A 13506-nucleotide genomic window follows, 5' to 3' on the forward strand; every position below is an offset into this window, starting at 1 on the left:
GTATGGTCAACTGGTTCAAGTTTTCATCTCCCAAGGCGTTCTACCCACTCGCGGGGAAGCTCGTCCCTTGGCTCGGCGTGACCGCCGCGGCGCTGTCGCTCGCGGGCGTCTATGTGGGGTTCTTCTTGGCACCCACCGACGCCCAGCAGGGAGAGGGGTATCGCATCATCTTCCTGCACGTGCCGGTTTCATGGATGTCCATGGTCATCTATCTGGCGATGGCGTTCTGGGCCGGCATTGGCCTGGTGTTCAACAGCCGCCTGTCGGCAATGATGGCCTCGGCGCTGGCCCCCACGGGTGCACTGTTCACCTTCCTTTCTCTGTGGACCGGCGCCTTGTGGGGAAAGCCGATGTGGGGAACCTGGTGGGTCTGGGATGCGCGGCTGACCTCTGAACTAGTCCTGCTGTTTCTGTACATCGGTTTCATCGCACTCCAGTCGGCGATCGAAGATCGTCGCCGTGCCGACCGGGCAGGCGCCGTGCTGGCACTGGTCGGCGTGGTGAACATCCCTGTGATCTATTTCTCCGTGCAGTGGTGGAACACCTTGCACCAGGGCGCCTCGGTATCGCTGACTCGTTCGCCCTCCATGGCGACGGTCATGTTGTTGGGCATGCTGATCATGGTTCTTGCGGCCTGGGCTTACACGGCTGCGGCGGCGCTGGCGCGTGTGCGCTGCATCATCCTGGAACGCGAACATCACGCCGGCTGGCTGCAGGACATCGAGGAGGTGAAGCGATGAACTGGGCCAGTGTGGGTGAGTTCCTGGCGATGGGCGGATATGGCGTGTACGTTTGGGGATCCGTCCTGACGACGGTGGTGTTGCTCTGGACTGAATGCCGAATGCTCCGGCGCCGGCGCCGAGCAGCGCTATGGCGCATCCAGTCGGAATTGCTGGGCAAGGAGGCGCGGCGTGAAGCCACGAAATAGACGCATCGCACTCATCGTCGCCGGGCTATCCGCCCTCGGCATCGCCACCGCGCTGGTGCTCAATGCCTTTCAGAGCAACCTTGTGTTCTTCTTCACGCCCTCGCAGGTCAGTGCCGGGGAGGCACCACTGGAGCGCACCTTTCGAGTCGGCGGCATGGTGGAACGAGGTAGTCTGAAGCGCCAGCGTGGTGAGCTTGCCGTGCAGTTCGTCATCACCGATACGGTCAAAGCAATCCCGGTCACGTATTCGGGCATCTTGCCTGACCTGTTCAGTGAAGGAAAAGGGGTGGTTGTTCAAGGACGGCTGGACAGTGCCGGCCTCTTTCGCGCCGAGGAGGTGCTGGCCAAGCACGACGAGAACTACATGCCGCCCGAGGCCCAGCATGCGCTGGACGAAGTCCAGAAGAAGCCGGCTTCAAGGAAGCCTTGACCCATGATTCCAGAAATCGGCCACCTCGCCCTCATCGCTGCCTTGTTCGTGGCACTCGCTCAAGGTGTTCTTGCCCTGGCCGGCGCGGCGCGAGCCAACCTCACCTGGATCGCGTTCGCCCGCCCCGCTGCACGCGCTCAATTCCTGTTGGTGATGGTCGGTTTTGCCGCGCTCACCTGGGCCTTTGTCGCGAAGGACTACTCGGTCGCCTACGTCGCTCAAAACTCCAATTCTCAGCTCCCGCTGGGCTACAGAATGGCCGCGGTCTGGGGCGGACATGAGGGTTCGCTCCTGCTCTGGCTGCTGATGCAGACCGGCTGGGCCTATGCGGTCAGCCGGTTGTCGAAACAGCTTCCGGATGCCATGGTGGCGCGCGTTCTGGGCGTGCTCGGCCTGGTGACGGCCGGCTTCCTGCTGTTCGTCCTGTTGACCTCCAATCCCTTCGAGCGACTTTTCCCGGTACCGCAAGATGGATGGGATCTGAATCCGCTCCTGCAGGATATCGGCTTGATCTTTCATCCACCGCTGCTTTACATGGGGTACGTCGGATTTTCGGTGGCCTTCGCATTCGCGATTGCTGCATTGCTTGCCGGACAACTGGACTCGACGTGGGCACGCTGGTCTCGTCCCTGGGCCACCGCAGCCTGGGCAAATCTGACGGTCGGAATCGCCTTGGGGAGTTGGTGGGCCTACTACGAGTTGGGCTGGGGGGGCTGGTGGTTTTGGGACCCGGTCGAGAACTCGTCGTTCATCCCCTGGCTGGTGGGCACCGCCTTGATCCACTCTTTGGCGGTGACGGAAAAGCGGGCCAGTTTCAAGAACTGGACGGTGCTGCTCTCGATCGGCGCATTTTCTTGCTCGCTTTTGGGTGCCTTTCTGGTGCGCTCGGGCGTACTGACTTCTGTGCATGCATTTGCCACCGATCCGCGACGCGGGTTATTCATTCTGATTCTGCTGACGGTCATTGTGGGCACGTCGCTCGCTTTGTTCGCATGGCGAGCCCCTAAGGTCGGCATGGGAGGACGGTTCGACATGGTCTCCAGGGAGTCCTTGCTGCTGGTCAACAATGTGCTGTTGGTCGTCACTGCCGGCGCTGTCGCGCTCGGTACGCTGTACCCACTGCTCGTCGATGCGCTGGGCCTGGGCAAGCTCTCCGTGGGGCCGCCATACTTCAATGCGGTGTTCGTGCCATTGATGATCCCCGCGTTGCTTCTGATTGCGGTAGGACCCGCCGCCAATTGGAAGGCCGCCCAGTTCGGTGCCATCTTCAGGCAGTTGCGCGTGCCGATGATTGCTGCACCCCTGGTGGGCCTGACCGCCCCGTTCGTGCTGGGGCACTGGTCAGCTTCTGCGGCGTTGGGCTTGATGCTCGCCACGTGGATTGCGGTGTCGGTGGTGACGGGCATCTTCGGCCGAATGCGCGCCACCCGCGGCGGGTTGCGTGCCCAGCCACGCAGTTGGCTTGGGATGCATATGGCGCATCTGGGCATCGCGGTATTCGTGACTGGCGTGACCATCGTCAGTGGGTATGAGACCGAGCGAGACGTTCGATTGGCCCAGGGCGAGTCCGTCAGCATCGGCGGCTACGACCTCACTTTGATCGGCGTCAGAAGCACGCGGGGGCCCAACTACGTGGCGCAGATAGGCGATATCGAACTGTCGCGCGACGGCAAGGTCTTGCGTCGGCTGCATCCGGAAAAGCGCAATTACCCGGCCTCGCAGATGCCGATGACCGAGGTGGCGATCGATGCAAACGGACTGCGCCACGTCTACGCGGCGCTCGGCGAACCGCTCGGCGACGGTGTTTGGAGCGTTCGTGTCTACCACAAGCCATTCGTTGACTGGATCTGGATCGGCTGCATCCTGATGGCGCTTGGCGGTGGCTTGGCCATCAGCGATCGTCGATACCGTCTGAAGCCTCGCCGTCAACACGTCGCTCCGCCATTGCCCGAGGCCGCATCATGAACCGTTTCCTATGGCCGCTGCTCGGATTCCTTGTCTTGGTGTCGTTCCTCGCAGTGGGCCTGACGCTCAAGCCCAGCGAGGTGCCATCGCCCTTGATCAACAAGCCCGCGCCGCGCTTCAGCCTTCCGCAACTGCAAGCTCCGGACCTGACCTTCTCATCCGAGAGCATGATCGGGAAAGTTTGGGTACTGAACGTGTGGGCTTCCTGGTGCGCGCCCTGTCTTGAGGAGCATCCTGTCATCACCGAATTGGCCAGCAGGCATGCTGTTTCGGTGGTCGGCATGAACTACAAGGACACGCCCCAGAACGCCATCGCCTGGCTACGGCGCAATGGCAATGCCTTTGAAACGACGGTCTCCGATGCGCATGGGGCGGTCGGCATCGACTTCGGGGTGTACGGCGTGCCGGAAACCTATGTGATCGATAAGGCAGGCATCATTCGCTACAAGCACACCGGGGCGATTGACGCGGGGGAAATGCGCGGCGAGCTGCTGCCGCTGGTGCGGGAGCTTGAGAAATGATTCTCTGGCGGGTGGCATTGTTTTTCTTTCTGTTCACGGCTCCGGTCTGGGCCAGCGACCAAGCGGCCGAGGACCGAATGCTGGGCATTGCATCCGAGTTACGTTGCCTGGTTTGCCAGAATGAATCGATTGCAGCTTCGCAGGCCGATCTTGCCGCTGACTTGCGCCAACAGATCCGCGAGCAGATCCGTGCCGGCAAGAGCGATGACGACATCCGGACTTATATGGTCGAGCGATACGGCGATTTCGTGCTCTATCGCCCGCCCTTGAAGCCGACAACGATGTTGCTTTGGTTTGGCCCGTTCGTGGTGCTTGCCTTGGGCATTGTGGTCTTGGTCATGAATCTGCGCAGCCGAAACCGCAAGCCGAAGCATGCTGCACTCAATGAAGAGGAGCGCAGACACGCGGACGCGCTGCTGGCTCCGCCACACAATGTACTGGACGAAACATGAGCATCGTTTTCCTGACTCTGGCGTCGGTGCTCGTGGGAGGCGTCTCGATATGGCTTTCTTTCGTTCTCTGGCGAGGGGGACATGGTGCGAGCGACCAAGTTGCCCCTGAAAGCGTGAACGTCGCGGTACTGCGCGATCAATGGGCGGAGTTGGAGAGAGACCACATCAATGGCACGTTGTCGGCCAATGAATTGGCCGATGCAAGATCTGATCTTCAGCGGCGAGCGCTGAATGAAACTGCTGCTCCTCCGTTGAAATTGGGGCCGCCTGCTGGAAGCAAGCGGGCAGCGATCACTGTCGCCATTCTGCTGCCGATCGCGACAGCGCTCACCTATTCGTACCTGGGAAATCCGGCCGCCACGGACCCGTCACAGGTTCGCAGCGCGAGCATGACGACGCAAACCGATGTGCAAGCAATGGTGGCCTCTCTTCAGGCACGGCTGGCCCAGCACCCCGATGATCCTGGAGGCTGGCTCATGCTGGCGCGTTCCTACCGTTACTTCGGCGATCATGAGCAAGCCGTCAATGCCTTCACCCACGCCAATGAGCTGGTCCAGAACGATCCACAGGCGTTGGCGGAGTACGCGGAGTCGCTGTCCAGAATCCGTGGCTCCGGTTTTGAGGGAGAGCCCACTCGTCTGCTTGAGCGCGCCTTGTCGCTCGATCCCAATGCAGCCCTGCCTCTGACTCTGGCCGGCGCTGCTGCGGTGCAGCGCCGGGACTATCAAACGGCCATCGCGCACTGGGAGAAGCTGCTCGGGATGATGCCCCCCGATTCCGAGGCGGCGAAAGTCGTCGCGGCCGGGATTGAACGGGCCCGGACGGAGCAGGCGGAACTCGCCCATGGTCGATCACCAGAGCCAAGCGCAAAGCCTTGATGGCATCCCCGTCCCCCACGGGCCATTGGGGGGACCTTTAGTTTCGCTTAATCGGGTCATCGCATGATCCAGGCAGCTTTGCTTGGAGGACTCGGATTTGGCTTTTTATCGGCGCATCGTAGCGATCTTTCTCCTGTGTGGTTGTGCGGTCGGCAGTGCGTGGGCGGACGGCCTTTTTCCCTCCTGGGGCCGCAGCGAGCGGCAATTTCTGGACGTTGCCGAAGTTCTCAAGCTGGACGCTGTGCAGCAGCAGGGCGATTCGTTCTCGGCCGCTGGACACGTTGCCGATGGCTACTACGTTTATCGCCATGCCATCAAGTTGGTCGATGCGCAGGGCCATGAAGTCAGCCTGACGCTTCCGGCAGGAACAGCCAAACACGACGAATTCTTTGGCGATACGGAAATCTATACGGGCGATGCCCTCAATCTGCGCTTTCCCGCCACCGCCCCCGGCCCGCTGACACTGCATTGGCAAGGGTGCGCGGAGGCAGGTATCTGCTATCCGCCGCAGACCATGAATGTGGCATTGCCGGCAGTGGTGGCCGGCACATCCCCGACCGGCAATGACTCCGTACAGCGGAGTTCGGCTTTGACCTCCACCAACACAGTCAGCTTGGGCGGAGCTACCGAGGTGGCAGAGGATCAAGCGGCAGCGCAGCGCCTAGCAGCATTGGGCCCCGTGTGGGGAACACTGCTGTTTTTTGGCTTCGGCTTGCTGCTCGCTTTCACACCATGCTCGCTCCCGATGATCCCCATCGTCTCCACCATGGTCGTCGGCAGCCAGGCCAAGCCGCGGCGGGCTTTCTTCCTCTCTCTGTCCTATGTCCTGGCGATGGCGGGCACCTACGCCGCGGTGGGCGTGGCCGCTGGCTTGGCCGGGGCCAACCTGCAAGCCACACTGCAATCGCCTTGGCTGCTCGGAGCGTTTGCAGCCTTGTTCCTGGTCCTGGCGAGTTCACTGTTCGGCCTGTTCGAGCTGCAGATGCCCTCGGCGCTGATCAATCGGGTCGAATCCGCCGGTAGAGATCGCTCGGGCGGGAGCATCTCCGGCGCGGCGGCGCTGGGCTTCCTCTCGGCGCTTCTGGTCGGGCCTTGCATGACCGCTCCATTGGCAGGCGCATTGCTGTACATCGGGCAGACCGGCAGCGCGGTCTACGGTGGCATGGCCTTGTTCGCGCTGGGTTTGGGCATGGGACTGCCCCTGCTGGCCATCGCCGTGTTCGGTGCCCGGGTCCTGCCACGGCCTGGCGCGTGGATGGACCGCGTGCGCGTGGCATTCGGCTACGTCATGGTGGGCATGGCCGTGATGATGCTGACGCGCTTCCTGCCCGGCACGGTCAGCCTGGTTCTGTGGGGCGCATGGGTCTTGTCGGTGGCGATTGGCCTGATCGCGTGGGGCCAGGCCGTGGCAGCGAAGCATCGGCTGGCATGGTCGCTGCGGTCCGGCGCCGTCTTCGCCGGCTTGTGGTCCATCCTGATGCTGGTCGGCGCGGCCTCTGGCGGCGAATCGGCATTGCAGCCGCTGGCCCACCTGCGCGGTGGTTCGACTTCGCCAGCACCGGCGGCGGGCGGCGTCGCTTACCTGCAGGCGAAATCGGTCGAGGACGTGGATGCGCATTTGGCACAGGCCGCTTCGCGCGGCCAATGGACCCTGATCGACTTCTACGCCGACTGGTGCGTCAGTTGCCATGTGATCGAACGCAACGTATTCGGCGACCCCGCCGTCGCGTCCCGCCTGGCCCGGATGCAGGTCGTGCGACCAGATGTGACGCGCAATGATGCGACCGATCAGGCCTTGCTCAAGCATTGGGGTGTCATGGGGCCGCCCACGCTCATTCTGGTTGGCCCGGACGGTACGGAACGCCGGGACCTGCGCGTCGTCGGTGAGATCGATGCCCGCGCCTTCCTGGTGCGCTTGGACAAGGCAGGTTCCTGATGATCAGCGTAGGTCCGTTCTCCGTCCAAGTCGTTGCCGTCTTCCTGGCCGTCCTGCTGGCCTGGGCGGTGGCGCGCATGGTTGCCAAGCGGTTGCCCGACTCTCCGTACAAGGCGGCCGGCGGAATGTTGCTGGACGCCGCTTTTGTGGGGTTTGTGGCGGCTCGCCTCGGCTACATCGCGCAATGGTGGGAAGAGTACGCGCAGTCGCCGATGTCCATGATTTCCATTGGCGACCAAGGCTTTTCGTGGTGGGTCGGTGTCCTGGCAGCGCTGGCGCTCATCTGGTGGCGCACCCGTGCGGTTCGGGCATTGCGCCGGCCTGTATTGGCGGGAGTTGCGGTCGGACTCGCAGCCTGGTTTGCTACCGGGGGCGTACTGGCTCTGCTGCAGCGCTCGGCACCGCCGTTGCCAGCGTTGACGCTCGCAACGCTCGATGAACAGCCAGTCGTCCTGAATTCCTATGCTGGGCGGCCCGTCGTGCTCAACCTCTGGGCGTCGTGGTGTCCACCATGCCGTCGCGAGATGCCGGTGTTCGAGCAGGCACAAGCGCAGTATCCCGATATCGCTTTTGTCATGGTCAACCAGGGAGAGAGCGCCCAGCAAGCCCGCGCCTTTCTTGAGAGCGAACGCCTGCATCTCAAGGATGTGCTGCTCGACCCCGCTTCCCAGACCATGCAGGCCGTCGCATCGCGAGGCCTGCCCACCACCTTGTTCTTCGATGAGCAAGGACGCCTGGTGGATACCCATCTGGGCGAACTCACGATGGCCAGCCTCAAACACACGGTGTCGCGCCGATTCGCGCCAGCCCAACAGATCAAGACAGACAAGGAGTAACCATGTTTGCACAACGCTCGCACATTTCGTTCCTGCTGGCCGCCAGCTTCATGGTGGTCACCGGCTGCAGCAAGGCAGAGACGGCTGACAAGCCGGCCGTCCTCAAGGCGCTGGAAGGTCAGGGCCTGACCGTCACGCAGGAATTCAAGGTCGGCGGCGGTCTGCGCGCCTTCGCTGCCGTCGCGGGTGACCGGCCCATTGCCGTGTACATCACGAGCGATGGCAATGCCATCGTGGGAACTCGCCTGAACGCCAAGGGCGAGCCAATGGACGAAGCGGACCTGGAAAAGCTGGCCGCCAAGCCGGTCAGCGACAAGGAATGGTCGCAGCTGCAGTCGTCCACCTGGGTGCTGGACGGCAAGGCAGATGCGCCGCGCGTCATCTACACCTTCAGCGATGCCAACTGCCCCTATTGCAACGCCTTCTGGGAAGCTGCACGCCCCTGGGTGGATTCCGGCAAGGTCCAGTTGCGGCACATTCTGGTAGGCATCATCAAGGATGACAGCCCGGCCAAAGCCGCGGCCATTCTTGGCGCGCCTGACCGGAGTGCGGCGTTGTTGACGAACGAGCGGCAGTTTGGCCAGGGCGGGATTACGCCAGCCAAGAGCGTGCCTGCCGATGTGCGCAAGATCCTCGATGACAACCTGGCACTCATGGCGAGCACCGGCTTCCGGGGGACGCCCGGCATCGTTGTACGCGGCCCCAATGGGATCCTCAAGAAGTACAACGGCATGCCGCGAGGGGCGCAATTGGGTGAAGTGCTGGGGCCGCGCTGAACCAGCCGCCCAGGCGCCGAACCTGATGGCCGCTTCTCTCAGCCCGCATCTCAGGCTGCTCAACGGAAATTGCACAAAGGATCATTCACTATGCTCTCGCTGACGGGTGGAGTGCTGGGCCTCATCATCGGAGCCGTGCTGGGATTGACTGGCGCCGGCGGCGGCATCTTCGCGGTGCCGGCGCTGGTGTTCGGCCTGGGCATGGACATCCGTCAGGCCGCGCCCGTGGCGCTGCTCGCCGTGGGAGCAGCGGCGACCCTGGGCGCTTTGCAGGGCTTGCGCCAGGGGGTAGTTCGGTACAAGGCAGCGATGATGTTGGCGGCTGCCGGCGCCGTGACGGCTTCGCTGGGCGTGCAGTTTGCCCACTGGCTTTCGCCTCGATGGCTGAACCTGATCTTCGTCGCCATCATGCTCGTGGTGGCCTACCGGATGTTCATGTCATCTCGCGGCAGCCAGACGCAGGACGATCTGGCTGACGAGCCAGCCCGGGTCTGCAAGATCTCCAAGGACACCGGCCGCTTCGTCTGGAACGTGCGAACAGCGACCACGCTGGGGAGCATCGGCATCGTCTCCGGTTTGGCCACGGGCATGTTGGGGGTGGGCGGCGGATTCATCATCGTCCCGGCTCTGGCGCATTTCAGCGAGCTGCGCATGCACAGCATCGTCGCGACCTCGCTCATGGTGATCGCGCTGCTGTCCGCTGTAACCGTGTTCATCGCGTGGAGTCATGGCATGACGCTCACCGCGCCCGCCTGGACATTCGTTCTCACGGCGCTCGTGGGCATGTCGCTCGGCCGTGTTCTGGCACGCAGGATTCCCTCAAAGATGCTCCAGCGGGTGTTTTCGATCACCTGCGTGGCCGTGGCGGCCCTCATGCTCATGCGCAATGTTGGCTAGAGGTCCGATGTTCGATTAATTGATTGTGGACGGGAAAATTCAATGCAGACAAGGAAAGTAGATGTCGCCATCATTGGCGCGGGAACCGCTGGCAGCACCGCATTCCATGCGCTGAAAGCGACAGGCAAACAGGTGGTTCTGATCGATCGGGGGCCATTGGGGACGACCTGCGCGCGCGTCGGATGCATGCCCTCGAAGGCGGCCCTGCATGCCGGCATGCACTGGAAGGTCGCCAAGGCACTGGCAGCGAGCGCCACGCCATCGACCCAAGGGCCGCAGGCCTTATGGTCCCACGCCCGCCAGACCAGGGATGCGCTGGCCGGCGCCGCCGCGGAGCGCACGCGCAAGGCGGCTGGCGAGAGCCTGATCATGGCCGAAGCGCGCTTCGTCGCGCCGGGCATCTTGCAGGCAGGTGAACAACGGATCGAGGCCAGCGCCTTCATCGTGGCGACGGGCTCTCGCCCGGTGGTCCCCAAAGCGCTCGACGGCGTTGCCTCCCGCATCCTGACCACCGATACCCTGTTCGACCTGGGCGTCCTGCCCGCACGGATGGGAATCCTGGGACTGGGCGCCATCGGGCTGGAACTCGGCCTGGCCCTGTCTCGCTTGGATGTGCAGGTGGTCGCGGCAGACCAGAAAGACGCCATCGGCGGCATCCAGGACCCCGATGTCCTGGAGCGGGCGATCGCCAGGTTCGAGACCGAGTTGCCGATGTGGTTGGGCGCCGCCGTCGAAGTCAGCCTTGAAGGCGACCAGGTGCGCATGCGCGCCGGCGAGCGCGACGCGCTCGTGGATCGGCTTCTCGTCGTGACGGGACGACAACCCAATACCGAGGCGCTCGATCTCGCCGCGGCCGGCATCTCCTTGGATCAGGCTGGCCGACCGAGCATCGACCCCGCGACCATGCAGGCCTGCGGGCCGTCCCAGGTGCCGATTTTCTTCGCAGGCGATGTGCAGCCGGATCGCCCTCTGATGCACGAGGCCGCGGACGAGGGTCAGATGGCAGCGCAAGCCGCACTGGCGAGCTTGCGCGGCGAAAGTTGGCCGGGCGCATCCCGGCGCGTGCCGATCACGATCCTGTTCACCGACCCGGATGCGTGCGCAGTCGGCATGACCTACGAGGCGGCGGTGCAGGAAGGCGCGGTCGTCGGCACCGCGGAAGGCAGCGGCAACGGGCGCTCCAAGATTCTTGGTGCTCCGGAAAACCTGCTGCACATCTATGCCGACCCCGGCTCAGGCGCCTTGCTCGGTGCCAGCATGCTCCTGACGCAAGGCGAGCACCTGGCGCACCTGATCGCTTGGGCGATCCAGGCGAAGCAGACCGTCAACGATCTGCTGGCCATGCCGTACTACCACCCCTCCATCGAGGAGATGCTGCAAAGCGCCTTGAAATCCGCATCCCAGCAGATGCGCCCGTGAACAACCCTTCTGACTGCACCACCGACCGACCATGACCCAAGACACCCAGCGCCCCACATTGAAAGTGATCCTCCACGCACCGACGGCAGAAGCCTTTGAGCGTGCGCGAAGCAATGCAACCAATCTCAAGCGCGCGGCGCCCGATGCCGATGTGCGCATCGTTGCGAACGCGCAAGCCGTCGCCGCCGCCCTGGACACGGCACCTTCCGACCTCGACGCGCTCACCTGGGTATGCCCGAACACACTTTCGCGGATCGGCAGGGACAACAGAGAGCCGCTCGAAGTACTGGACGGGCCTGCTGTTATCGAGATGGCGCGCATGCAGCAAGCGGGATGGATCTACATACGGGCGTAGCACGCGACTGCCGGTTCGGCATGGGGGGGCTGAGACCATGGAATTACGACATCTGCGCTATTTCATGGCCCTGGCTGAAGAGTTGCATTTCACGCGCGCCGCCGAGCGCCTGCACATCGAACAGCCCCCCTTGTCCCGTGCCATCAAAGAACTGGAGGACGAGCTAGGGGTCGTGCTGTTCGACCGGAACCGCCGTGGAACCGTGCTGACGTCGGCGGGTGTTGTCTTTCTTCAAGATATCCGCAGATTGTTCACCGTGCTCGAACAGGCACGCGAAAACGCCCAGGCCGTGGCAGCAGGTTTGCGAGGCAGTCTGCGCATCGCGATTTCCGACGGGGCAATCGATGCTCGCCTGTCGGCATTTCTGGCCCGGTGCCGCGCGGAGGAGCCGGAGATCGAGATACGGCTGTCCGAGGTTCCGCTGGCCGAGCAGTTGCGCGGCCTGCGGTCCGGGGATTTCATGATCGGATTCGCGCATACGGCCGACGTCGGCGACGACATACGGGCTGAGCCCATCTGGCGAGATCCATTGGTCATTGCCGTGCCGGCACGGCACGCACTGCTCGCCCACAAAAAGGTCCCGCTCCAAGAAGTCGGGATCCATCCACTGGTCTTGTGCGATCCCCATGCGTGCGAGGGCTACTGCCGGGAACTGACACGACTGCTGCAGGTGCTTGAGCACAAGTTGAACGTCGTCGAGGAGGTGTCCTCGCTGGACATGATGCTCACCTTGGTCGGTGCTGGTTACGGTATCGGCTTTCTCGCGGCGAGCAAGATTCCGGTTTGCCAACGCCCGGACGTGGTGATCCGTCCCCTGGCCATCGATTCAGCCGTCATCACGACTTACTTGCTGCGGGCCGACAGCAGTGATTTGTCGGCTTCGCTGGAGCGGTTCATCGTTCGCCTACGTGACTCTGCGAGCGGCTGAAGGCCCCGCTGGCAGACACCCTCAAAGATCGGTTTCGGCACGAAGATTGCGCTCGGTGGCCGCCATCAATTCAGCCGCGCTTATCCCAAGTGCTACTGAAATTTTCAGTATGAGGGGCAGCGTGGGCACGTGCTCTCCACGCTCGATCTTGCCCATGTGCGAGCGCGAAATGCCTGCCCGAGATGCGAACTCGTCTTGCGCGACTCCTTGTGCGACGCGCGCAGCGCGCACGGCCTGTCCGAAAGCTGTCGCCGCTGCGGATTCATACGTTGTTGTGCCAGAAGGACGGCCTGGCTGAATGGTTGATTTCTGCATTAGCAGAAGCGTCAAACAATCTGCCAAAATTAACCACGTTAAAGATAACGGCGTTAAACTTCACTCTTGACCACGATGCAAGTTCACCTACTCGGCCAGAACACTTTTTGGGGGCTCGCATGCATGATGCCACCAGCCAGTTTCCCCATCTCAGGCTTGCGATAGCACCTGGGGTGCCATCCTCATGCTTCTCCTCGCTTCTCGCCCTGCAACGCGCGGAAGAGCCGGAAATCACTATCGCGTTCTTTGAGACATCAAGTGACGACCTGGTGACGGGCATTGATGAAGGTCGTTACGACGCAGGAATGTCGCTTCGGGCCGTAAGCGCTCCGTCTCTGAAAAGCCAACCCTTGTGGATCGAGAACATCGCTGTTGCCATGCCATTGTGGTCCCCCTTGCTCGCCCAGACAAAGCTTACGATCGCCGAACTTTTGGACTACCCCGTGTTTCGCTGGCCGGCAGAAAGCTGCTCACTACTGGATCAGCGGCTGTCATCCCTCCCGTCTTTAAGCCGGCAGAGCGTCCAGCATGTGACCTCGTTCGACATGTTGGCGCTATGGGTCGGCGCTGGCTATGGTGTCGGGATCACCGCGCAATCGCGCATCGAGCGCGCTGATGCATGGGGGATCACCGCCCGGCCGCTGGCCGAGGGGCCCTACGAGGTCGTGACTCATCTGCAGCGCCTCAAAGGACGAACTAACGCGGTTTCTGAGCGGTTCGAGCGCAGAGCGATGCAGGTAGCCAAGGATAGTGCAGTCCAATCGAATACCCGATAGCGCGCCCGCGCTGAGCGTTCCCTGATGTGCAGACGCCAGGCGTCCGGCGATCTGCTGGACATGCATGATCGTCTGCTCGATTTCTCGACGGCGC

General features: G+C 62.8%; 16 protein-coding genes. 15 read left to right on the forward strand and 1 reads right to left on the reverse strand.

Annotated features, from left to right (window positions below; translation table 11 throughout):
• Positions 1-2: 2 nt before the first annotated feature.
• From ccmC to K5H97_RS18050, 14 genes are all read left to right on the forward strand, one after another.
• A complete protein-coding gene (gene ccmC / locus K5H97_RS17985) occupies positions 3-740 on the forward strand; it encodes a heme ABC transporter permease CcmC (RefSeq protein WP_003149822.1) in 738 nt (245 codons plus the stop codon).
• A 29-nt stretch (positions 741-769) separates the two neighbouring features.
• Positions 770-928, forward strand: coding sequence for a heme exporter protein CcmD (gene ccmD, locus K5H97_RS17990; RefSeq protein WP_231138511.1), 159 nt, complete (start codon positions 770-772; stop codon positions 926-928).
• Positions 912-1358, forward strand: a complete 447-nt coding sequence (gene ccmE, locus K5H97_RS17995) for a cytochrome c maturation protein CcmE (protein WP_003149827.1) — start codon at positions 912-914, stop codon at positions 1356-1358. The genes ccmD and ccmE overlap by 17 nt, the downstream gene beginning before the upstream one ends.
• Positions 1359-1361: 3 nt before the next feature.
• Complete coding sequence (locus K5H97_RS18000; RefSeq protein ID WP_003149828.1) at positions 1362-3323, forward strand: heme lyase CcmF/NrfE family subunit; 1962 nt, start codon at positions 1362-1364, stop codon at positions 3321-3323.
• Positions 3320-3844, forward strand: a complete 525-nt coding sequence (locus K5H97_RS18005) for a DsbE family thiol:disulfide interchange protein (RefSeq protein ID WP_003149830.1) — start codon at positions 3320-3322, stop codon at positions 3842-3844. The genes K5H97_RS18000 and K5H97_RS18005 overlap by 4 nt, the downstream gene beginning before the upstream one ends.
• Positions 3841-4296, forward strand: coding sequence for a cytochrome c-type biogenesis protein (locus K5H97_RS18010; RefSeq protein WP_003149833.1), 456 nt, complete (start codon positions 3841-3843; stop codon positions 4294-4296). The genes K5H97_RS18005 and K5H97_RS18010 overlap by 4 nt, the downstream gene beginning before the upstream one ends.
• Positions 4293-5174, forward strand: a complete 882-nt coding sequence (gene ccmI, locus K5H97_RS18015; RefSeq protein WP_003149835.1) for a c-type cytochrome biogenesis protein CcmI — start codon at positions 4293-4295, stop codon at positions 5172-5174. The genes K5H97_RS18010 and ccmI overlap by 4 nt, the downstream gene beginning before the upstream one ends.
• A gap of 82 nt (positions 5175-5256) precedes the next feature.
• Positions 5257-7110 carry a protein-disulfide reductase DsbD gene (gene dsbD, locus K5H97_RS18020; protein WP_004350664.1) on the forward strand — a complete coding sequence of 618 codons (1854 nt, stop codon included), beginning with the start codon at positions 5257-5259 and terminating at the stop codon, positions 7108-7110.
• The gene (locus tag K5H97_RS18025; RefSeq protein ID WP_004350666.1) at positions 7110-7946 is read left to right on the forward strand and encodes a TlpA disulfide reductase family protein; all 837 of its coding nucleotides are present in this window, start codon (positions 7110-7112) and stop codon (positions 7944-7946) included. The genes dsbD and K5H97_RS18025 overlap by 1 nt, the downstream gene beginning before the upstream one ends.
• A 2-nt stretch (positions 7947-7948) precedes the next feature.
• A complete protein-coding gene (dsbG, locus tag K5H97_RS18030; protein WP_003149839.1) occupies positions 7949-8722 on the forward strand; it encodes a thiol:disulfide interchange protein DsbG in 774 nt (257 codons plus the stop codon).
• A gap of 90 nt (positions 8723-8812) precedes the next feature.
• A complete protein-coding gene (locus tag K5H97_RS18035) occupies positions 8813-9619 on the forward strand; it encodes a sulfite exporter TauE/SafE family protein (protein WP_028692523.1) in 807 nt (268 codons plus the stop codon).
• Positions 9620-9661: 42 nt separating this feature from the next.
• Positions 9662-11038: a dihydrolipoyl dehydrogenase gene (locus tag K5H97_RS18040; protein ID WP_004350672.1), complete on the forward strand. Its 1377-nt coding sequence runs from the start codon at positions 9662-9664 to the stop codon at positions 11036-11038.
• A 31-nt stretch (positions 11039-11069) separates the two neighbouring features.
• Positions 11070-11393, forward strand: coding sequence for a hypothetical protein (locus tag K5H97_RS18045; protein ID WP_003149844.1), 324 nt, complete (start codon positions 11070-11072; stop codon positions 11391-11393).
• A 37-nt stretch (positions 11394-11430) separates the two neighbouring features.
• Entirely contained in the window at positions 11431-12321 is an 891-nt protein-coding gene (locus K5H97_RS18050; protein ID WP_004350675.1) for a LysR family transcriptional regulator, read from the forward strand.
• A gap of 21 nt (positions 12322-12342) precedes the next feature.
• Here K5H97_RS18050 and K5H97_RS18055 read toward each other — a convergent pair whose 3' ends face one another.
• On the reverse strand, positions 12343-12636 hold the full coding sequence (locus K5H97_RS18055; RefSeq protein WP_003149846.1) for a helix-turn-helix domain-containing protein: 294 nt from the start codon (positions 12634-12636) through the stop codon (positions 12343-12345).
• Positions 12637-12755: 119 nt separating this feature from the next.
• Here K5H97_RS18055 and K5H97_RS18060 point away from each other — a divergent pair, with 119 nt between their 5' ends.
• Positions 12756-13412 (forward strand): substrate-binding domain-containing protein, encoded by a 657-nt coding sequence (locus tag K5H97_RS18060; RefSeq protein ID WP_003149848.1) that lies wholly within the window; start codon positions 12756-12758, stop codon positions 13410-13412.
• Positions 13413-13506 lie beyond the last annotated feature (94 nt).

The organism is Pseudomonas mosselii (assembly GCF_019823065.1).
GTDB classification, from domain to species: Bacteria; Pseudomonadota; Gammaproteobacteria; order Pseudomonadales; family Pseudomonadaceae; genus Aquipseudomonas; species Aquipseudomonas mosselii.